Annotated in this window: 18 protein-coding genes; 17 read left to right on the top strand and 1 reads right to left on the bottom strand. The window is 58.6% G+C overall.

What is annotated here, in order from left to right; translation table 11 throughout:
- Positions 1-91: 91 nt before the first annotated feature.
- The 7 genes from FD02_RS05620 (at position 92) to FD02_RS05590 (ending at position 7,798) form a co-directional block, all read left to right on the top strand.
- A complete protein-coding gene (locus FD02_RS05620; RefSeq protein WP_056951080.1) occupies positions 92-952 on the top strand; it encodes a helix-turn-helix domain-containing protein in 861 nt (286 codons plus the stop codon).
- Positions 953-967: 15 nt separating this feature from the next.
- The gene (pgsA, locus tag FD02_RS05615) at positions 968-1,552 is read left to right on the top strand and encodes a CDP-diacylglycerol--glycerol-3-phosphate 3-phosphatidyltransferase (RefSeq protein ID WP_054723125.1); all 585 of its coding nucleotides are present in this window, start codon (positions 968-970) and stop codon (positions 1,550-1,552) included.
- A 187-nt stretch (positions 1,553-1,739) separates the two neighbouring features.
- Positions 1,740-2,105: a VOC family protein gene (locus FD02_RS05610; RefSeq protein WP_054723124.1), complete on the top strand. Its 366-nt coding sequence runs from the start codon at positions 1,740-1,742 to the stop codon at positions 2,103-2,105.
- Positions 2,106-2,142: 37 nt separating this feature from the next.
- Complete coding sequence (locus FD02_RS05605; protein WP_056951078.1) at positions 2,143-3,381, top strand: competence/damage-inducible protein A; 1,239 nt, start codon at positions 2,143-2,145, stop codon at positions 3,379-3,381.
- Positions 3,382-3,521: 140 nt separating this feature from the next.
- Positions 3,522-4,601: a recombinase RecA gene (gene recA, locus FD02_RS05600; RefSeq protein WP_054723540.1), complete on the top strand. Its 1,080-nt coding sequence runs from the start codon at positions 3,522-3,524 to the stop codon at positions 4,599-4,601.
- A gap of 171 nt (positions 4,602-4,772) precedes the next feature.
- Positions 4,773-6,341, top strand: coding sequence for a ribonuclease Y (rny, locus tag FD02_RS05595; RefSeq protein ID WP_054723541.1), 1,569 nt, complete (start codon positions 4,773-4,775; stop codon positions 6,339-6,341).
- 380 nt (positions 6,342-6,721) lie between these two features.
- Positions 6,722-7,798, top strand: a complete 1,077-nt coding sequence (locus tag FD02_RS05590) for a glycosyltransferase family 4 protein (protein WP_056951166.1) — start codon at positions 6,722-6,724, stop codon at positions 7,796-7,798.
- Positions 7,799-7,829: 31 nt separating this feature from the next.
- Here the strand turns inward: FD02_RS05590 and FD02_RS05585 are convergent, their stop codons facing one another.
- The gene (locus FD02_RS05585) at positions 7,830-8,471 is read right to left on the bottom strand and encodes a YigZ family protein (RefSeq protein WP_056951076.1); all 642 of its coding nucleotides are present in this window, start codon (positions 8,469-8,471) and stop codon (positions 7,830-7,832) included.
- A 27-nt stretch (positions 8,472-8,498) separates the two neighbouring features.
- On the opposite strand from FD02_RS05585, the gene FD02_RS05580 reads away from it, so the two are divergent.
- From FD02_RS05580 to pnpS, 10 genes are all read left to right on the top strand, one after another.
- Positions 8,499-9,764, top strand: a complete 1,266-nt coding sequence (locus FD02_RS05580) for a DEAD/DEAH box helicase (protein WP_056951074.1) — start codon at positions 8,499-8,501, stop codon at positions 9,762-9,764.
- Positions 9,761-10,420 carry a ComF family protein gene (locus tag FD02_RS05575; protein WP_235806679.1) on the top strand — a complete coding sequence of 220 codons (660 nt, stop codon included), beginning with the start codon at positions 9,761-9,763 and terminating at the stop codon, positions 10,418-10,420. Before FD02_RS05580 ends, FD02_RS05575 begins: the two co-directional genes overlap by 4 nt.
- Before the next feature lie 119 nt (positions 10,421-10,539).
- Positions 10,540-11,088: a ribosome hibernation-promoting factor, HPF/YfiA family gene (gene hpf, locus FD02_RS05570; protein ID WP_054722125.1), complete on the top strand. Its 549-nt coding sequence runs from the start codon at positions 10,540-10,542 to the stop codon at positions 11,086-11,088.
- Between the two features lie 133 nt (positions 11,089-11,221).
- Positions 11,222-13,585, top strand: a complete 2,364-nt coding sequence (secA, locus tag FD02_RS05565) for a preprotein translocase subunit SecA (RefSeq protein WP_056951072.1) — start codon at positions 11,222-11,224, stop codon at positions 13,583-13,585.
- A gap of 111 nt (positions 13,586-13,696) precedes the next feature.
- A protein-coding gene (gene prfB, locus FD02_RS05560; RefSeq protein ID WP_156408249.1) for a peptide chain release factor 2 occupies positions 13,697-14,813 on the top strand; the annotation gives its coding sequence in 2 pieces (ribosomal slippage) (positions 13,697-13,768 and positions 13,770-14,813; 1,116 coding nt in all).
- A gap of 76 nt (positions 14,814-14,889) precedes the next feature.
- On the top strand, positions 14,890-15,582 hold the full coding sequence (gene ftsE, locus FD02_RS05555) for a cell division ATP-binding protein FtsE (RefSeq protein WP_054722127.1): 693 nt from the start codon (positions 14,890-14,892) through the stop codon (positions 15,580-15,582).
- The gene (gene ftsX, locus FD02_RS05550) at positions 15,572-16,459 is read left to right on the top strand and encodes a permease-like cell division protein FtsX (RefSeq protein WP_056951070.1); all 888 of its coding nucleotides are present in this window, start codon (positions 15,572-15,574) and stop codon (positions 16,457-16,459) included. Before ftsE ends, ftsX begins: the two co-directional genes overlap by 11 nt.
- A 102-nt stretch (positions 16,460-16,561) precedes the next feature.
- Positions 16,562-17,683: a PDZ domain-containing protein gene (locus FD02_RS05545; protein WP_056951068.1), complete on the top strand. Its 1,122-nt coding sequence runs from the start codon at positions 16,562-16,564 to the stop codon at positions 17,681-17,683.
- A complete protein-coding gene (locus FD02_RS05540) occupies positions 17,680-18,378 on the top strand; it encodes a response regulator transcription factor (protein WP_054722135.1) in 699 nt (232 codons plus the stop codon). Before FD02_RS05545 ends, FD02_RS05540 begins: the two co-directional genes overlap by 4 nt.
- Entirely contained in the window at positions 18,371-20,053 is a 1,683-nt protein-coding gene (gene pnpS, locus FD02_RS05535) for a two-component system histidine kinase PnpS (protein ID WP_056951066.1), read from the top strand. The genes FD02_RS05540 and pnpS overlap by 8 nt, the downstream gene beginning before the upstream one ends.
- Positions 20,054-20,264 lie beyond the last annotated feature (211 nt).

Here is a 20,264-nt window from a genome sequence, read left to right as displayed (position 1 = left end):
TATGACAAATCGAATCATTTATTAATTCATCGCAAGCGGCGGTATGCTATACTGAAAACAGTCAATCTAACCTGGCAGGTGAAGCAAACAAATGGACGAAATCGGTCAAAAATTGCGGGCTGCCCGCATCGAAAAAGGCTACACCCTTGATGATTTGCAGCAAATCACCAAAATTCAAAAACGCTATCTGATTGCGATCGAGGAAGGTAATTTCGACCAGCTGCCAGGTGATTTTTACGTGCGCGCCTTCATCAAGCAGTACGCCGAAACCGTCGGCATCGACAGCGACGCCTTGTTGAACCAGTTTCAACAAGACATTCCCGATCCGCAGCCCGAAGAATACGTGCAGGCCTCCGTCCAAAACCAGACCCGCGCTAGGCGCCAAGCCGAGCATTCACCTGCCAACCAACTGCGGCGCCGACTGCCGCAACTCGGCCTCTTGCTGCTGGGCATCCTCATCGTGTTTGGCGTGTATTACATCACCATCGTCAAGTCCCACGATGAAGCCAAGCAGGCGATTCCTGATGACAGCTCCAAGGTGACGCTGTCGACCACGCGCAAGAAGTCCTCAGCCAAGTCGTCCAGCAGTGCCGCAGCCAAGTCCAGCTCGAGCAAAAAAGCTGAGTTGACCATCAAGGCCGCCGCGGCCACCGGCAACACGCAAGCCGTCACCGTCAGCAACATGCCGAAAACCGCCAGCAAGCTGTCCGTGTCGGCGACGACTGCCGCCGCCTGGGTAGCGGTGGTGATCGACAACCAAACCACGTGGCAGGCGTCGCTGGCCGCCGGCAGTTCCCATGACGTGACCATTCCTAGCGGCACCACCAGTTTTCAGGTGCGCTCCGGTAACGCCAAGGCCACCGGCTTGAAGCTCAACGGCAAAACCGTCGACATCAGTAATGGCACCAGTGTCGTGCGCACCATCACCTTCACCGTGAGTGCCGCAGACTAGAAAGTAGGGGAAGTCGTGAATTTACCTAACAAGCTCACCACTATTCGCATGATTCTGATCCCGGTGTTCACGTTGCTGTTGGCGCTAAACTGGCCAGCCGGCAGCGTCACGATCCTGGGGACGAAGATTGCGCTGAGCTGGTTGATTGCCGTGATTATCTTCATTTGCGCCTCGTTGACCGACCTCGCCGATGGCAAAATCGCGCGCCACAATCACCTGGTCACCAACTACGGTAAGTTCGCCGATCCGCTGGCCGACAAGCTGCTGGTGATGACCGCGTTCATCTTCCTCGCCGCGCGTGGCACGATTCCGGCGTGGGGTGTGGCCATCATCTTGTGGCGGGAGCTGGCGGTAACCGGCCTGCGCCTGTTGCTGGCAAACGGCGGCGAGGTCCTCGCGGCAGCTTGGCCCGGCAAGATCAAGACGGCGACGCAGATGTTTGCCATTATTTTCTTGATGCTCAACAACCTTGGCTTCGCGGCGATTCACGTCCCGTTTGGCCAGATTCTGTTTTACCTGGCCGTGTTCTTCACGCTGTATTCAGGTATTGAATACTTCTACAAGAACCGCGGCGTCTTCGCCGATTCGTTTGGCAAGTAAGGTGCGCTGCGCAGAACGGCGGGTTTGGATTCGACTGGCGTAGCTAGCTGTTCGAATCCGGCCTTTCGGAGCGTAACACTGCTGGAATAGTCGAGTAGATACTTGGGAGGATGACGCAGGTCAGACTCCTTTTTTTGTCGGCTGGGTAGTCGTGATATAATGGCGTAAAAATCTGGTGGAGGCTGAAATGATTACAACAATGCGTTCCGTGCTTTACTGTCAGGATGTGTGGCGGGCGTTGAGCTTTTGGCAGTTTTACTTTGCCGCCAAGCTTGTCGATCAGGTGCCGCTATCCGACACGGAGAAGTCCTTCGTGCTGCAGCTGACCGGCGGCGCCGAGCTGGCGTTGATGCCCAAGTCGTTTCTGCCGGATGAGGCGACCAAGCTCGCCGACACCGCCCCGGCGCTGATGTTTTTCTGCGCCGCGGCGACGTTCACGCAGCTGCACGGCGAGCTGCCTGGCGCCGGTGACATCAATGAAAGTGGCGACACCCAGGCGTTTTCCTTCGTCGATCCGGATGGGCACGCGTTTGTTCTAGCGACACGGGGTTAAGCGGTACGGTTGCGTAGTTTATGACTGGAGGGCAAATTTGAAGGCAGAAATTATTGCGGTGGGCACCGAGATTCTTCTCGGCCAAATCACCAACACGAATGCCAGCGTCGTCGCCAGGGCCTTGGCGACGCTTGGCATCGATTCGTTGCACCAACAAGTTGTCGGGGATAATCCCGAGCGGCTAACGGCGGCCATCGACTTGGCCGCACACCGCGCCGACTTGGTGGTGCTGATTGGCGGGCTGGGGCCGACCAAGGATGATCTGACCAAGCAGACACTGGCGGCCTATTTACACGTGCCGCTGGTGGTGAATTTTCCCGCCCATGAGAACCTGCGCCGCTACGCCAAGCAAAGCGGCCACGCGATGACGCCGAATAACTGGGTACAAGCCAAGCTGCCGTTTGGTGCGCAACCGCTGACCAACCATGTTGGCTTGGCGGTGGGGGCCATCGCGAGTCGCGGCCCCCAACATTTTGTCCTGCTGCCAGGGCCGCCGCGCGAGTTTGAGCCGATGGTGCGCGACGAGCTGTTGCCGGCGTTGGCCAAGCTTGCCGGCGGCCACGCCGTGCTGCGCTCGCGGGTGCTGCGCTTTTTTGGTATTGGCGAATCCGCCTTGGTGACCCAGATTGCCGACTTGATCGATGGCCAAACCAATCCCACCGTCGCGCCGTACATCAAGGACTTTGAGGTGACCGTGCGGGTGACCGCCAAGGCCGCCAGCGACGCCGAGGCGGATGCCTTGATTGCGCCGATTGCCCAGGAATTATTGACGCGGCTGGCCCCATATTGTTATGGGGACGGCGACGACAACAGCCTGGCGCAAACGGTGGTGCGCGGCTTGGCCGACCGGCAGTGGCAGCTCACCGCCGCCGAAAGCCTCACCGCCGGCGCCTTGCAAGGGGCGCTGGGCGACGTGGCCGGCGTGTCTGAGTGGTTCAAGGGCGGTTTTGTCACCTATAGTAACGCCACCAAGGCCAGCATGTTGGGCCTGGATAAGGCGACCATCGACGCGCATGGGGCAGTGTCCGAATACACGGCCAAGGCGATGGCGAAAGGCGCCTTGCGCCAAGTCGGGGCCGACATTGCCGTATCCCTTACCGGTGTCGCGGGCCCCGGTCCCAACGAGGGCCAACCCGCCGGCACGGTGTGGATCGGCGTGGCCACTGCGCAAGGCGTGACGGCGCAAGAATATCACTTCGCCGGCACCCGCAACTCGGTGCGCGGGCGGGCGGTGAAGGCCGGGTTATTCGCCGTCATTCAGGCGCTGCAGAAATAGGAACGTTTGTTCGATTTTTGCTTGCCTTTCGCGCCGGCGACCGGTAAACTGGACTCAGTAGGAAACGGGTCAGCCCGTTACGCGAGATGATTCCCGCGGCTAAAGGAGGAACCGAATTGGCAACTAAGGATGATAAAAAAGTGGCTGACGAGCGGCAAAAAGCGCTCGCTGACGCCTTAAAGAAAATCGAGAAAAACTTTGGTAAGGGCTCAATCATGCGCATGGGCGACAAGGTGGATACCCGCATTTCCACCATTTCCACCGGGTCGCTGGCGCTCGACGATGCCTTAGGGGTCGGTGGTTTTCCGCGCGGCCGGATCATCGAGATTTACGGCCCAGAATCCAGTGGTAAGACGACCATTGCGTTGCATGCCGTAGCCGAGGTCCAAAAGCAAGGCGGCACCGCGGCCTACATCGACGCCGAAAACGCGATGGATCCTAAGTATGCCTCTGCGCTAGGCGTCAACATCGACGACTTGCTGCTGTCCCAGCCGGATACCGGTGAGCAGGGCTTGGAAATTGCCGATGCCTTGGTGACTTCTGGGGCCGTGGACATCGTCGTCATCGACTCCGTGGCGGCGTTGGTGCCACGGGCGGAAATCGAAGGCGAAATGGGCGATGCCCACGTCGGCTTGCAGGCACGTTTGATGAGCCAGGCGCTGCGCAAGCTGTCCGGTTCCATCAACAAGACCAAGACGATTGCGTTGTTCATCAACCAGATTCGGGAAAAAGTCGGCGTCATGTTTGGTAACCCCGAAACCACGCCGGGCGGCCGGGCGTTGAAGTTTTACGCCACGATTCGCCTCGAAGTGCGGCGCGCCGAGCAGTTGAAGGATGGCACTAACGTCATCGGGAATCACACCCGCATCAAGGTCGTGAAGAACAAGGTAGCACCGCCATTCAAGGTCGCCGAAGTGGACATCATGTACGGCCACGGGATTTCTCAAACCGGGGAGATTCTGGACATGGCCGCCGAGAAGGACATCGTCAACAAGGCGGGCTCCTGGTATAGCTACGGCGACGAGCGCATTGGCCAAGGCAAGGAAAATGCCAAGGCCTACCTCGACGAGCATCCCGACGTTAAAGCCGAAATCAAGGCCAAGGTTCGCACCGCGTATGGTATGGACGACATGCCAACTGAGGAGAACGTCGAAGCCAAGGAAGAAGCCGAACAAAAGGCTGAAGAAACTGACTTGTTGAGCGGCACTGAAGAGAAATAATGATGGGACCACCGGGCGCTTTGGCCGGTGGTTTTTTGTCTGTTGGCACGAGGTGGGTGCGATTGACACACTAGTTTCGAATCGCTACAATTGGTATGTTCCATGGTACAACTAAAAATCTAACTAGCATCAGTGAATGAAGATCACTAAGCATGATGCGGAGGTGGCAACATGAGTACAGAGATTCTGCTCTCAATCATCCTCGCAGTCATCGCTTTAGCGGTCGGCGGCTTGATTGGGAGTTTGATCCAAAAGCGGCTCCATGAATCCCGAGTGGCAGAAGCGAAAGATTCTGCCGCGGCCATTATCGCCCAGGCAAAAAAAGATGCGGCAGCTGAGAAAAAGGCCGCAATCGTCGAAGCCAAGGACGAATCACACCGGTATCGGGCCCAAGTGGAAGCAGAACTAAAGGAACGACGGGCAGAGGTCCAACAGTCTGAGCATCGCGTGGTCCAACGCGAGGAGAGCCTTGATCACCGGGATGACACCCTGGATCGCAAGGAGCAAAGCTTAGCGGACCGAGACCGCAATCTCAACCAAAAACAAGACCAACTGGATGAGCGTGAAGCCTCCATCCAGACGCTGATTGATTCTCAGCAAACTGAACTTGAACGGATCGCAGGACTGACCAAGAACCAGGCAAAAACAGAAATTTTAACCGAAACGAAGACGGAGCTCGCGCACGAACGAGCGATGTTGATTAAAGAAAGCGAAGAAACGGCCAAGGAAACGGCTGACCGGCAGGCCAAGTCGTTAATTGCCGACGCCATTCAACGTTCCGCCTCCGATATTGTCGCCGAAACCACGGTGACGGTGGTGACCCTGCCGAACGACGACATGAAGGGTCGCATCATCGGGCGGGAAGGGCGCAACATTCGCACCTTAGAAACCCTGACCGGCATCGATTTGATCATCGATGACACGCCGCAAGCCGTCGTGCTCAGCGGCTTCGACCCGATTCGCCGCGAAATTGCGCGCATCGCGTTGGAAAAGCTGATTCAAGACGGCCGCATCCATCCGGCCCGCATCGAAGAAATGGTGGAAAAGGCCCGCAAGGAAGTCGATGACCGCATTCGTGAAATTGGCGAACAAGCGATTTTCGACGTGGGCATCCACAGCATGCACCCCGACTTGATCAAAGTACTTGGGCGGCTTCACTTCCGCACGAGTTACGGCCAAAACGTCTTGGATCACTCGATTCAAGTGGCCAAGCTCACCGGCGTCATGGCCGCAGAGCTCGGCGAAGACGTCACCATGGCCAAGCGTGCCGGGTTGTTACATGACATTGGCAAGGCGCTCGACCACGAAGTTGACGGCTCTCACGTCGAAATCGGCGTCGAGCTGGCAACAAAATACAAGGAACCGGCCACGGTGGTCAACGCGATTGCGTCCCACCATGGCGACACGGCCCCGACCAGCGTCATTTCTGTGCTGGTCGCGGCCGCCGACGCGATTTCCGCTGCCCGGCCTGGGGCACGGTCGGAATCGCTTGAGAACTATTTGCACCGCCTAGAGAAGCTTGAGGCCATCGCCAACAGCTTCAAGGGCGTTGATCACAGCTTCGCCATCCAGGCGGGCCGTGAGATCCGCGTCATCGTTAAGCCGGACCAGCTTAACGACGAGCAATCAGTTGTGTTAGCCCGGGACGTGCGCAACCGCATCGAGAAAGAACTCGAATATCCAGGGCATATCAAAGTAACCGTCATCCGCGAAAAGCGAACTGTCGAGTATGCAAAGTAAAACCAAGGGCGAAATCAGCCGATTTGAGGCCGATGCGTAGCCTAGCTAAGAGGCCCTGTCTCCCGTTCTTTGGGAGACAGGGCCTCTTAGCGTCGCTAGGCACTCGGCCTCAGGCTGATTTCGCCCGCCGCTGCCGCGAGATACTTCTGTACTTTGGAAGACAGGGGTGTTTGCGTAGCTAAGTGCTCGGCATCAGCTCACGTTCGCCCGCCGCTGCCATGAGCGGTCTCCCGTACTTTGGAAGACAGGGGTGTTTGCATCTCTAAGTGCTCGGCGTCGGCTTGCGTTCGCCCACCGCTACCACCCCAAAGACATTCCAGTTTGCCCCGCCTAGGCTAGATTTGTATAATAGGCAGGACTGGGAGGAAGCGCTGATGCCGATGTTTAAGATTATGGTGAGCTTATTTGTCACCGTGGTGCTCGCCGCGGTGTTGACGCCGTTCGTGCGCCGCTTAGCGTTTATCCTCGGGGCGGTCGATCAGCCCAACGCCCGGCGCGTCAATAAGATTCCGATGCCAACGATGGGCGGCTTGGCCATTTTCTTCGCCTTTAACTTTTCCACGTTCGTACTGTTGCGCCCGCAGTTCAACACGCACCTGCTGTTCTCGTTGTTTCTGGCGCAGGCCGTCATCATTCTCACCGGGATGATCGATGACATTAAGGAGCTCACGCCGCGGCAAAAAATGCTGGGCATTTTCATCGCAGCCTTGATCGTGTACTTCCTGGTGGGCACGCGGATGAACGACATCAACATCGGCAGCTGGCACATTGAGCTGGGCTGGTGGAGCTTCCCCGTCACAATCATTTGGATTCTGGCTATTACCAACGCCATCAACCTGCTGGACGGCCTCGATGGCTTAGCCACCGGCGTCTCGATCATTTCGCTGATGACCATGGGCACCATCGGCTTTTTCTTCCTGTCGGTGGCCGAAGTCGGCACGCCGATTATGGTCTTCGTCTTGGCCGCCGCACTGATGGGCTTCCTGCCGTATAATTTTCACCCGGCCAAGCTGTTTCTCGGCGACACCGGGGCGCTGTACATCGGCTTCATGCTCAGCGTCTTGTCGCTGCAAGGCTTGAAAAACGTCACGTTCATCACGCTCATCATCCCAATCATGATTCTCGGCGTGCCGATTACCGACACGACCTACGCAATTATTCGCCGCGTGCTGAATAAAAAACCGATCAGCCAGGCCGACAAGCACCACCTGTTTCACCGGTTGATGCAAATGGGCCTGACCCATCGGCAAACCGTGCTGGTCATTTATGGCATTTCGCTGATCTTCTCGCTGATTGCACTATTGTTCCCGTTGAGTTCGCTGTGGGCCACCGTGTTCCTGACCATTTTCGTGCTGTTGGGCATCGAGGTCTTCGTCGAATCCATCGGCTTGCTAGGCAAGGACCGCGCGCCGCTGCTGCACCTGATTCGCCGTTACGTCGGCAAACTGACGAAATAAATCGACCCCCGTTGCCATAAGCAGCGGGGGTTTAGTCGGTCACGGGAACTTCGGCGAAGCTGTGCGCGCCGGTGGCCAAGTCGACCTGCCCGTTGAGCAAATCGGTGATGGCCGTCTGAGTCGCCGTCAGTTCGCGGTCGGCCACGTTGACGGTGAGGCTGACGCGCTCGGTGTACTGGCTGGCGACAATCGGCAGGCCATTAGTGGCCAGCCAATGTTCTAGCGCGCCAAGTTGCGGATAGGCCAGGGTCAGGATCAGCGCGGTTTGCGGCACCCGGGCCACGATGCCGACGCTGGCCACCGCGGCCGAAACGCTACCCGCATACGCGCGAATCAAGCCGGAAGCGCCAAGCTTGATGCCACCGAAGTAGCGTGTCGTCACCGCCACGACGTCGTGCAGCTGTAACTCCTGCAAGACGCGCAGCATCGGCACGCCGGCGGTACCGCTGGGCTCGCCGTCATCGGTGGCGCGTTGCACGGCGTCGGTGCTGTCCAGCAGATACGCCGGCACATGATGATTGGCTTTGGGGTGGGCGGCTTGCACGCTTTGGACGAATGCTTCGGCCGCTGCCTTCGAGGTCACGCGCGCCACGGCGCAGATGAAGCGCGATTTTTTGATGATCTGCTCATTTTCGCCGGCGTGGGCGATGGTGCGGTAACTGGCTGCGGGCATGCGTAATCTCCTTTCGAGGTGATGACAATGGATGTGGCAGGCATGCAACTGAGTGACGACGAAGTGGCCGCCGCTGGCATGACTCAAGCCCCGGCGGCACAGGTGCCGGCGTTGGTGCAGCGGCACGGCCGCTGGTGGTGTGAGCGCTGCGGGCAAACCAATTTGGTGCGCCTGCCGGATGGGCGCTGGTACTGCCCGCACTGCGTCGTGCTGGGGCGGTTGACGTCTACCAGTCAACTATACCGCTTTGCCAATGCCGCGGCTACGGCCGGCCCGCTGACGTGGCACGGTCAACTGACACCGGCGCAGGCGCAAGCCGCTCGCGAGGTCACGGCCGCGGCATTGGCGCGCCGGGATCATTTGGTGTGGGCGGTCACCGGCGCCGGGAAAACGGAGCTGCTGTTTCTGGCGGTGGCCGCCGTGTTGGCCCGCGGTGAGCGCGTGGCCTGGGCCAGCCCCCGCGTCGACGTGGTGCTGGAGCTGGCGCCGCGGCTGCAGGCGGCCTTTGCCACGACGCCGGTGGCCGTGCGCTATGGCGGCGCGCCTTGGCCCAGCGTGGCGGCACCGCTGGTGGTCACGACGACGCATCAACTGTTGCGCTATTATCACGCCTTTGGGTTGATCATCGTCGATGAAATCGACGCGTTTCCCTATGCGGCAGAGTCTGGGTTGGCGTATGCCGTGCAACAGGCCAAGTTGGGGGCAATGATCGCCTTAACTGCCACGCCGAGTGCTACCTTGCGCCGTGCGGTCAGCCGGCAGACCATCGGCGTCAGCCGCCTGACTCGCCGGTTTCACGGGCACCCGTTGCCGGTGCCGCAGCTGCAATTGGTGCGTGCGGCGCAGCTCCCGAACCGGTTGGCGCCGCGTTTGCTGCGGCAAATCGCTCGAGCGTTAGTCGGGGCCGGGCGGCTATTGCTGTTTGTGCCGGCGGTGGCGTGGCTATCAGTGGTGGCGCGTCAACTGCAACAGCTGGGGCACGTTGCCACCGTGCACGCCACGGATCCGGCGCGTCAGGCCAAGGTGCAGGCCTTGCGCCGCGGCGCGGTGGACATTCTGGTGACCACCACAATCCTGGAGCGGGGGGTGACGATCCCACACTGTGCCGTCATGGTGCTCGGCGCCAATTCGCCGCTATTTTCCGCGGCTGCCTTGATTCAAATGGCCGGGCGCGCCGGCCGGGCCAGCACCAGTCCGGACGATCCGGTATGGTTCGTCACGCCGCATGTGACCCGCAACGTCTTAGCGGCGCGGCGAGAGATTCGCGCGTTGAACCGGGCGGTGGCGCCATGAAGTGCTTATTATGCCGCCAACCCCTGACGCAGAATTGGGTCCTGTCGCAACTTGTGTGCGGCGCACCGGTGCGCTTGCCCCCAATCTGTGCCAATTGTGCTGCGCAATTTGATCCAATCGATCCGGCCACGGCTTGCCCGGGGTGCGGTCGTGCGGATTCGCCGACCCTGTGCGCGGATTGCCAACGGTGGCAAGCCAGCGGCGAACCCTTGCTGCACCACCGCGCACAGTTTCAGTACACGCCAGCGATGAAGGCGCTGATTTACCAGTTCAAGGGGCTGGGTGATTACCGGCTGGCCGGCGCTTTTGCCGACTTGCCTCGGCCTGGGCGGGCCGGGGATGTGTTGGTGCCCTTGCCCAGTGAACCGGGCCACTGGCGCGAGCGCGGCTTTGATCCGGTGCTGGCCTTGTTTGGTCACTGGGGCTTGACGCCGCTGTTGGCCAAAGCCGACACGGCGGCGCCGCAAGCCAGCAAGACCCGCGCCCAGCGCCTGGCCACGCCGCAAAGTTTTCGCGTCGTGCGACCGTTGCCGCGCCGGCGCATCATCTTGCTTGACGATGTTTACACCACCGGGCGCACGTTATATCACGCTGCTGATGCGCTGCGGGCGGCGGGATTTGCCGGTGAGGTCGTTAGTTTTTCGTTAATTCGCTGACTGATGCGGGTATTCATTGGCAACCCATGCTCAGTTCGGTATAATAAAGACAGAGGATACAGCGCTTACGTGCCGCATCCGCGCCGGTTTTGGCCGGCGAAAGAAAGGGGAGAAGTGTTATGCTCACATACAACGTTCGTGGTGAGAACATCGAGGTGACCGATGCGATCCGGAATTACGTTGAGAAGCGTATCAGCAAACTGAATAAGTTCTTCGAGGACTCAGTTGAAGCCATCGCCGATGTTAACCTCAAGGTGTATCCAGACAAGACAGCCAAGGTCGAGGTGACGATTCCATTGAATTACCTGACCTTGCGCGCTGAGGAAACCAGTCCTGATCTGTATGCCAGCATCGACCTCGTGACCGATAAGCTGGAGCGCCAGGTCCGCAAGTATAAGACGAAGATCAACCGCAAGTCGCGTGAAAAAGGGTTCGCCCCGATTGACGTGGCCGAACCAGCGGATGACGCGGCAGAAGAAGAGTCAGACTTGGCCGTGGTCCGGACGAAGCGCGTTTCCCTGAAGCCAATGGATGCCCAAGAAGCGATTCTCCAAATGGATATGTTGGGCCACAACTTCTTCATCTTTTCGGATGCCGACACTAACGGCACCAGCATTGTCTACAAGCGTCGCGACGGCAAGTATGGCCTAATCGAGACGGATGAATAACTAGAGCCAAGGAGCCGGCGACGGCTCCTTTTTCATTGGCGCGAAGGCCCTTTTCAAGGACTGAATTCAATGCTAGAATAATTAAGATACTGTCAGTAAGTGTACCTATTTTGTATGACAGGAAGGAATGTTCATGGCTAATCCACTAAAAAAATGGGTCGAAAACGATAAGCGCGAAGTCAATCGAATCGGCAAAATCGCAGACAAAGTAATGCAATACGAGGACGAATACGCCGCATTAAGCGACGCGGAGCTGCAGGCGCACACGCCGGCGTTCAAGGAGCGTTTGGCCAATGGCGAAACCCTCGATGACATCTTACCCGAAGCCTTCGCTACTGCGCGTGAAGGCGCCAAGCGCGTGTTGGGCCTGTTCCCATTCCGCGTGCAAATCATCGGCGGCATCACGCTACACGAAGGCAACATTGCCGAAATGAAAACTGGTGAAGGGAAAACCCTGACCGCTACCATGCCGGTGTACCTGAATGCCTTAGCCGGCAAAGGGGTGCATGTTGTCACGGTCAACGAGTATCTGAGTGCGCGTGACGCGACAGAAATGGGCGAACTCTACAACTGGCTGGGCCTCAGCGTGGGCTTGAACACCCATGACAAGTCCAGCGACGAGAAGCGCGAGGCGTATAACGCCGACATTACCTACTCGACCAACAGTGAGCTCGGGTTTGACTACCTGCGTGACAACATGGTGGTCTACAAGGCGCAAATGGTGCAGCGCGACTTGAACTTTGCCATCGTCGATGAAGTCGACTCCATCCTGATCGATGAAGCCCGGACGCCATTGATTATTTCTGGCGGGGCCGAAAAGAGTAACGGCTTGTACATCCGCGCCGACAAGTTCGTCAAGACCTTGAAGGAAGATACCGACTACAAGATCGACTGGCCGACCAAAACCGTCGCCCTCACCGAAGTCGGGATTCGCAAGGCCGAGAAGAGTTTTGGCCTGAAGAACCTGTATGACACGGAGAACACGGCGCTGACCCACCATTTGGATCAGTCCCTGCGCGCCAATTACATCATGCTCAACGATATCGACTACATGGTCAAGGACGGCGAAGTCTTAATCGTCGACTCCTTCACCGGGCGGGCGATGGAAGGCCGGCGTTTTTCCGACGGCCTGCACCAAGCGATTGAGGCCAAGGAAGGCGTCGAGATTCAAGACGAGAACTCGACCATGGCCACGATTACCTACCAGAACTTTTTCCGGATGTACGACAAGCTGGCCGGCATGACCGGGACGGCGAAGACGGAAGAAGAAGAATTCCGCGAAATCTACAACATGAACGTGTTGTCGATTCCTACCAACAAGCCGGTCATCCGGGTGGACGCACCGGATGTCTTGTACCCGACCTTGGACTCGAAGTTTAAGGCCGTCGTCGAAGACATTAAGGAACGCCACGCCAAGGGTCAGCCGCTGTTGGTCGGCACCGTCGCCATCGAATCCAGTGAGCGCTTGAGCCACATGCTGGACGAAGAAGGCATTCCGCATAGCGTCTTGAACGCCAAGAACCACGCCAAAGAAGCCGAAATCGTCATGAACGCCGGTCAGCGCGGCGCCGTTACCATCGCCACCAACATGGCCGGGCGGGGGACCGATATTAAGCTCGGCCCTGGCGTCCGCGAAGTTGGCGGCCTGGCCGTGGTCGGTACTGAACGCCACGAAAGCCGACGCATCGACAACCAGCTGCGGGGCCGGTCCGGGCGCCAAGGCGATCCGGGGTCCAGTCAGTTCTACCTGTCGCTAGAAGATGACCTGATGAAGCGGTTTGGTTCCGAGCGCATCAAGGCCATCCTCGACAGCTTGAAGCTGGAAGACGACGACCAAGTGATTCGCAGCCGCATGATTTCCCGCTCCGTCGAATCCGCCCAGAAGCGAGTCGAAGGGAACAACTACGACACGCGGAAAAACACGCTGCAATACGATGACGTCATGCGTGAACAGCGCGAAGTCATTTATAAGCAGCGCCAACAAGTCATCAACGAAGAAAAGACGCTTAAGCCGGTGTTGATGGCGATGATCACGCGGTGCATCACCCGCATCGTCCAAAGTCACACGCAAGGCAAGCCAGACACCTGGCAGCTGGATAAGATTTACGATTTCGTCACCACCAACATGGTGCCTTCTGACGAGTTCAAGGCCAGTGCGCTGGAAAACCAGTCGCAAGCTGAGTTGATTGCCAAGCTGCAAGGCCTGGCCGAAGCCAACTACGATGCCAAGTTCAAGCAGCTTGGGGATGAAGCCCAAATGCTGGAATTTGAAAAAGTCGTCATTCTGCGAGTCGTCGATTCCTTGTGGACCGACCACATTGATGCCTTGGATCAGCTGCGTCAAAGTGTCGGTTTGCGGGGTTACGGCCAGATGAACCCGCTGGTCGAATACCAAGAAGAAGCCTACCGCATGTTTGAAGAAATGATTGCGAACATGGACGACGGTGTGACCCGCCTGTTCATGAAGGCCCAGATTCGCCAAAACATCCGGCGCTAGTTGCTTTTGGCAACGCCACTCTCAAACCGCTCAGCATCAGTTGCAGGCGCGGCCATATCCAGCGGGTATGGCCGTGTTCTGTTGTTTACCCAGAAAAAGGAGCATTACGCAATGGAAGCAAGTGAAGCGCGTCACCGGCTCGCCGCGGTACAGGCGAAAATAAAGCAGTTTAGGGGGTCGCTTTGACCTCGATGCCTTGAACGAACGCATCGCAGAAAACGAAGGTCGCATGAGCGAGCCCGGTTTTTGGAATGACCAAGAGGCGGCCCAGAAACTCATCGCCGCCAACAACGAACTCAAAACCAAGCACGACCAGTATTACGACATGGCGAACGCCTATGCTGACCTTGAGGCGACCAACGAGTTGTTGAGCGAAGAACCCGACCCGGAGCTGGCAGCCGAGTTTGAGCAGAATCTCACCAAGCTTGAAGCGACGATGCAGCAATATCAGCTGCAGCTGTTGCTGAATGGCAAGTACGATCACAACAACGCGATCCTAGAAATCCACCCCGGTGCTGGCGGCACGGAGTCTCAGGATTGGGGCAGCATGTTGCTGCGGATGTACCAGCGCTGGGCCGAGCAAAACGGCTACCAAGTCGAGCTCGCCGATTACTTACCCGGCGATGAAGCCGGCTTGAAAAGCGCGACGCTGGTCATCACCGGCACCAACGCGTATGGCATGCTGCGCAGCGAAAAAGGGGTGCACCGCCTCGTGCGAATTTCCCCGTTTGATTCCGCCGGGCGGCGCCACACGAGTTTTGCCTCGGTGGATGTGATGCCGGAGCTTTCTGACGATATCGACGTTGACCTGCGACCGGAAGACATCAAGATGGAAGTCTTCCGCAGTAGCGGCGCCGGCGGCCAGCACATCAACAAGACTTCTAGTGCCGTGCGGCTGATTCACATTCCTACCGGCATCGTGACGTCCAGCCAGGCCCAGCGCTCGCAGTTTCAAAACAAGGCGACGGCCATGGCGATGTTGAAGGCCAAGCTTTACGAACGCGAAGAAGAGAAAAAGGCGCAAGAAGCCGCCGCCATCAAAGGCGTGCAGCAAGACGTCGCCTTTGGTTCACAGATTCGCTCGTATGTCTTTCACCCCTACACGATGGTCAAAGACCACCGCACCAACCACGAAACCAGTAACGGCCAGGCGGTCATGGACGGGGATTTGAACCCCTTCATCAACGCATACTTGCAGTGGCGATTAGCTGAGCGGAATCCCGATTAAGTTTGTAACGGCTTTGCAATCAGTTTGTTGTCTTCGCCTGCTATAATACGTAGCAGTTTCAGAAAGGGGACGCACCATGACCACCATTCAAATCAAAAACGCGATGAAACGCTATGATAATGGCGTAATCGCGGTCAAAGGCATCTCCCTCACCGTCGAACCGGGGGAGTTCGTCTATGTGATCGGCTCCAGTGGGGCAGGCAAATCGACGTTCATTAAGCTCTTGTACCACGAATTGGCCTTGACCGAAGGCATGATCAAACTCGGCCGCTTTAACTTTGGTGAAATGAAGGACCGCGATGTGCCGTACATGCGTCGCGAAATCGGTATCGTGTTTCAGGACTTTAAGCTTCTGCCGCGTCTGACTGTGTTTGAAAACGTGGCCTACGCCATGCAGGTTATCGAGACGCCGACGCGCAAGATCAAGCCGCGCGTGATGCACGTCCTGCGCCTGGTCGGCCTGGAGCAAAAGCTGCGCCGGTTTCCAAGCGAACTGTCCGGCGGCGAGCAGCAGCGGGTGGCCATCGCCCGCGCCATCGTGAACTCGCCGGAAGTCGTCATCGCTGACGAACCCACCGGGAACCTCGATCCGGACACCAGCGATGAAATCATGGATATTTTGGAACGCATCAATAGCGACGGGACGACCATCATCATGGCGACCCATAACCGCGAGCTGGTGAACATGCGGCCGCACCGGTTGCTCGAAATCGCCGGCGGCCGGCTGGTTCGCGATGAAGAAGGGGGCGCCTACGGGAATGAAGATTAGAACAATGGGGCGCCACGTTGGCGACTCGCTGCGCTCCTTGCGGCGGAACGGCTGGATGAGCCTCGCTGCCGTCAGCGCCGTGACCGTTACCTTGCTATTGGTCGGGGTCTTCATGGCCTTGCTGCTGAACGTCAACCGCGTCACCACCCAGGTGGAAAATGACGTCCGCGTGCGCGTCTACATCGATGCCAACACCACCAAGGCCGACACGGCGCAACTCAAGGGCCAACTGTCCGCCTTGAAGGATGTGAAAACCGTCAAGTACCGGTCCCGGGCCCAGGAGCTCAACGCAATCGTTGGCGACTACGGGGATCAATGGAAGATGTTTGCCGGGGACAAGAACCCGCTGCAAAACGTTTTTCTCGTGGATACCGCTAGTCCGAAGGCAACAATGTCGGTGACCAAGCAAGCGGCCAAGCTCGACCACGTCGCCTCTGCGTCTTATGGGGGCCAAACCGCCAAGCGATTATTTGGCGCCGTCGACACCGTGCAAAACTGGGGAATTGGCTTTACCATTGTCTTGCTATTCGTGGCGGTGTTCCTGATCAGCAACACCATTCGCATCACCATCCTCTCGCGGTCCGATGAAATCGGGGTGATGCGGCTGGTCGGCGCGACCAACGCCTACATTCGCTGGCCATTCCTGCTGGAAGGGGCCTGGACCGGCCTGTTCGGTTCGCTGATTCCGATGGCAGTGGTCGATGCCGGATACAGTGTCGTGTATCACAGCTTCGGCTTCACCCGCGCGGCCAATGGTTTCTCGCTATTCCCCACCATGCCGTTTCTGGTGTGGCTCGACCTGGCGTTAGCCGGTATCGGGATCATCATTGGGGCACTTGGCGCGTTAATTTCGATGCGGCGCTTCTTAAGAATTTAAGCCACGACCTTTTCGCTTACGCGGAAAGGTTTTTTTGTGCCAGTTGAGGTTTTTTTGAATCTGCGCCGTTTCTGCTATACTGACCACAGGAGGTGGCGGCTCATGGCACTCGCCTGGTTATTCATCATTAATACAGTGGCGGGGACGCTGTCAGCATATGGGTGGCACCGTCAGCGCTTGACGCATGAACGCAAGCTGTTCGGTCAAGCCATCGACCGCCAGGCGCTGAACCTGTGGGCCTATCTCATCGGCGGCGTACTCGGCGGTTTCGCCATCAGTGTGGTCGCCATTGGCTTGGGCCTGCGCCTGCCGAATGGCGTGCTGGTGTGGCTCAGTGCACTAACCCTGCTCGCTTTGGCGCTGGCTGGGCTCGGTTTTTCACCTTGGTGGCTCAGCTTTGCCGGCTTGTTTGCCAGTGGCATCGGGCCGTTGCTGCCCTGGTCATGGGCGCAGGCGCCAGCCGCTGCCGGGTGGGCCTGGCGTTATTTGGCCTTAGTCGCCTTGGTGTGGGCCGTTAACGGCGGGTTGTTGCGTCTGATTGACCCGCCCAGCGCCGTGCCCACCGTCGTCAGTGGCAATCGCGGCGCCGACATTGCGCAATACACCCACCGCCAGTTTTACTGGTTGCCGCTGGTGCTACCGGTGCCTGGTCCCTGGTTGGCGGCGCTGCCGTGGTGGCCGGCCTTGCACGTCGGGGGGACGAGTTTTGCCTTGACCTTGCTGCCCTTGATCATCGGGGCCGGGTTGAAAACGCGGCGCACGCTGCCGAGTCACGTGGTGCGCAGGTGGGCCTGGCAATACTGGGGGGCAGCCGGCGCCTTAGTGATTCTTGCCGGGTTGGCCTGGGGCTGGCCGGCGCTGGCCATTGGCTGGCTAGCCGCCGCAGCCGGGGTTGGCGTTGTGCTCGGCGGTGTCAACGCCATGAGCCTGTATCTGGGTAACAATTATATTTCCCGCACCGACCTCGGCGTGCGGCTGATCGCCGTGCAACCCGGGACGCCGGCGGCCAAGATGCACCTGCAAGCCGGCGACATTGTGTTGACCTGCAACGGCCGGGCCGTGCGTGATGCCGCCAGCTTATACGCAGCAATTCAGACTCAACCGACGTATTGCCGGCTGAAGGTGCAGCGCTTTGACGGCGCGCTGGAGCTGACCGAGACGGCGATTTTCCAAGGCGCCCCGCATGAACTAGGAATGATTACCTTTACGGAGGAACCGCAGTGAAAAAGATTTTGGTGGTAGATGACGAACCGGCAATCGTGACGTTGTTGCAATATAACCTGGAACAGGAGCATTATGCCGTCTCTGTTGCTGCAGATGGCGACGCCGCCTTGCGCCTCGCCTTGGCGGAACACTTCGACTTCATTATTCTCGACTTGATGCTGCCTGGTCTCGACGGCTTGGAGGTGACCAAGCAGATTCGCGCCGCGCATGACGCGACGCCAATCATGATTCTCACCGCCAAGGACAGCGAAACCGATAAAATCGTCGGCTTGGAACTTGGTGCCGACGACTACGTGACCAAACCGTTTTCGCCGCGAGAAATCGTGGCCCGCATCAAGGCCATCGAGCGCCGGGTGCGGCCGAATCCTGCTGCAGCTGACCGCCAGGTGCTTAGCGTCGGCGAGTTGCGGTTGGACCTCGACAATTACCGCGCGAGCAAGAATGGCCAGCCGCTGACGCTCACGCCGAAGGAATTCGAGTTGCTGGCGTATTTTGCCAAGCGCGTCGGCAAGGTCTTGTCCAGAGACGCGTTGCTCAATGGCGTGTGGGGCTTCGAGTATCCCGGCGAAACGCGCATGGTCGACATTCAAGTCAGCCATTTGCGCGACAAGGTCGAAACCGACCCGAAGCACCCGCAGTACATCAAGACGATGCGCGGGTTTGGTTATCAAATGGAGGATCCCACCGATGAATAAACGGTTCAAGCGGCGGGTGTGGTGGTTAAGCCTGCTGGCATTGGCAGGCTTTTTCTGCTTGTGGTTCGGCGCCAATCGCCTGCTATATCAACAACAAACTGCCCACCTGCGCGGGGTGTACCAAACCTACCGGGCGCTAGGGGCGGAGGAGGCGGCACCGGTGGGCACCTTGGCCACCGATAACGACGTGGTAATTACCGCCCAACACGGCACACCGCAAGGAACTCGGCAGAAAATGCTGAAGAACCTCGTCGACCGCGAGCGGACCATCGCCAATCACGCCACCACCCTGACGGTGAACGGGCAGGCAACGCAGGTCTTCGTCGGCCAACGCGGCCAAACGTTCTATGGTGTGTGGCAGCGCCGCGCGAGCCTGACAACCGTTGCGCCAAAGGCTTTTGCCGCATTTGTCATCGGCTACTGGTTCATCGTCGCCGGGTTGCTGTGGCTAGCCGCTCGGCAGCAGCGTTATTGGCAAGGCCACCTGGCCGCCATGGCGGCGAATTTACGCCGCATGCAGCACAACGAGCCGCTAGAACCCCTGATTTTAACGCCAGACTCGCCGTTTCTGGCCCTTGGGAACGCGGTGGATGCGCTTGACGGCAGCGTCAGCCACTTGCGGCAAAAAGTGGCGCTGCGTCAGGCCAGTTTTGATCGGTTGATCGACCACCTGCCGCTTGGAGTTTTGCTGATTGACAAGCACCGCAACGTGATTCTCAGCAACCCGGCCTTGAGCACCTTCGTCGGGCACACGGTGGCCGATACGCGCCACAATTATCTCGATGACGTGAAGACTTACGCCTTGGCTAAGATGATCGAGCACACCTTCCGCAACGGCAAGAGCCACCACAAGGAGATCACGCTGGTCGCGACGCAAAAGGAAGTCGACGCCAACGTCATGGCGTTGAACACCGACCCGGCCCGCGAGCAGGTGCTGGTGCTGCTGTATGACGTCACCTACCTGCGGCAAGTCGAGCAGATGCAGCTCGATTTCGTCGGCAACGTGAGTCACGAACTGAAAACGCCGGTTACCGCCATCAGTGGCTTTGCCGAAACGCTACTCGCCGGAGCTAAGGACGATCCGGCTACCGCTGAGAAGTTCATCGGTATCATCGCTTCGGAAAGCCAGCGTCTGACCCAGCTTATCAATGACATCTTGACGCTGAGCCGGCCGCAAGCCACCCAGCCGAAACTGACGGCCGTCGACCTGACGGCGCTGGTCGACTCGACCCTGCAACCGCTGGCGCAACCGATTAAGGAAAAACAGCTTCAGGTCCAGCGCGACATGCCGGAGAGCTTGGTCATCACGACCAGCGCCCCGAAACTGTCGCAAGTGGTGCGCAACCTCGTCAACAACGCGGTTTACTACAACCGCGTAGGCGGCCGGGTGACGATTACCGCCGTGAAGTCCGCGGACCTGTTGACCTTCACCGTCCGCGATACCGGCATTGGTATCGCCGAAGCTGATGTGCCGCGCGTGTTTGAACGCTTCTACCGCGTCGATAAGGCCCGGTCTCGGCATAACGGTGGCACCGGTTTAGGCCTGGCCATCGTGGCCGAAACCGTCCAGCAACTGGGCGGCGAGATCACCGTGCACAGCCAGCTTGGTGTCGGCAGTACCTTTACCGTGACTCTGCCGTTGGAGGAAACGGAACCGGAGATTGCGGCCGATTAGGCGGGTCGCTCAACCCACCTTTTCCGGGTGCCCGGCTAACGACAGATGGTGCGGGCTCCTGAGTCGCGGCGCGTAACGGGCTATGCCCGAACGCGCATAAACGGGCTCGCCGCCGGTCCCGGACTCCGCTTCGATGAGGACAAGTCATTGGCAAAAAACGCCATTGACTTGCCCTCAGTCCTGCGCTGCGTCTACCGTGGGTGGATTGTGT

The sequence above is a fragment of the Lacticaseibacillus nasuensis JCM 17158 genome (genome assembly GCF_001434705.1).
GTDB classification, from domain to species: domain Bacteria; phylum Bacillota; class Bacilli; order Lactobacillales; family Lactobacillaceae; genus Lacticaseibacillus; species Lacticaseibacillus nasuensis.
This window is presented reverse-complemented; position numbering and strand designations above follow the sequence as displayed.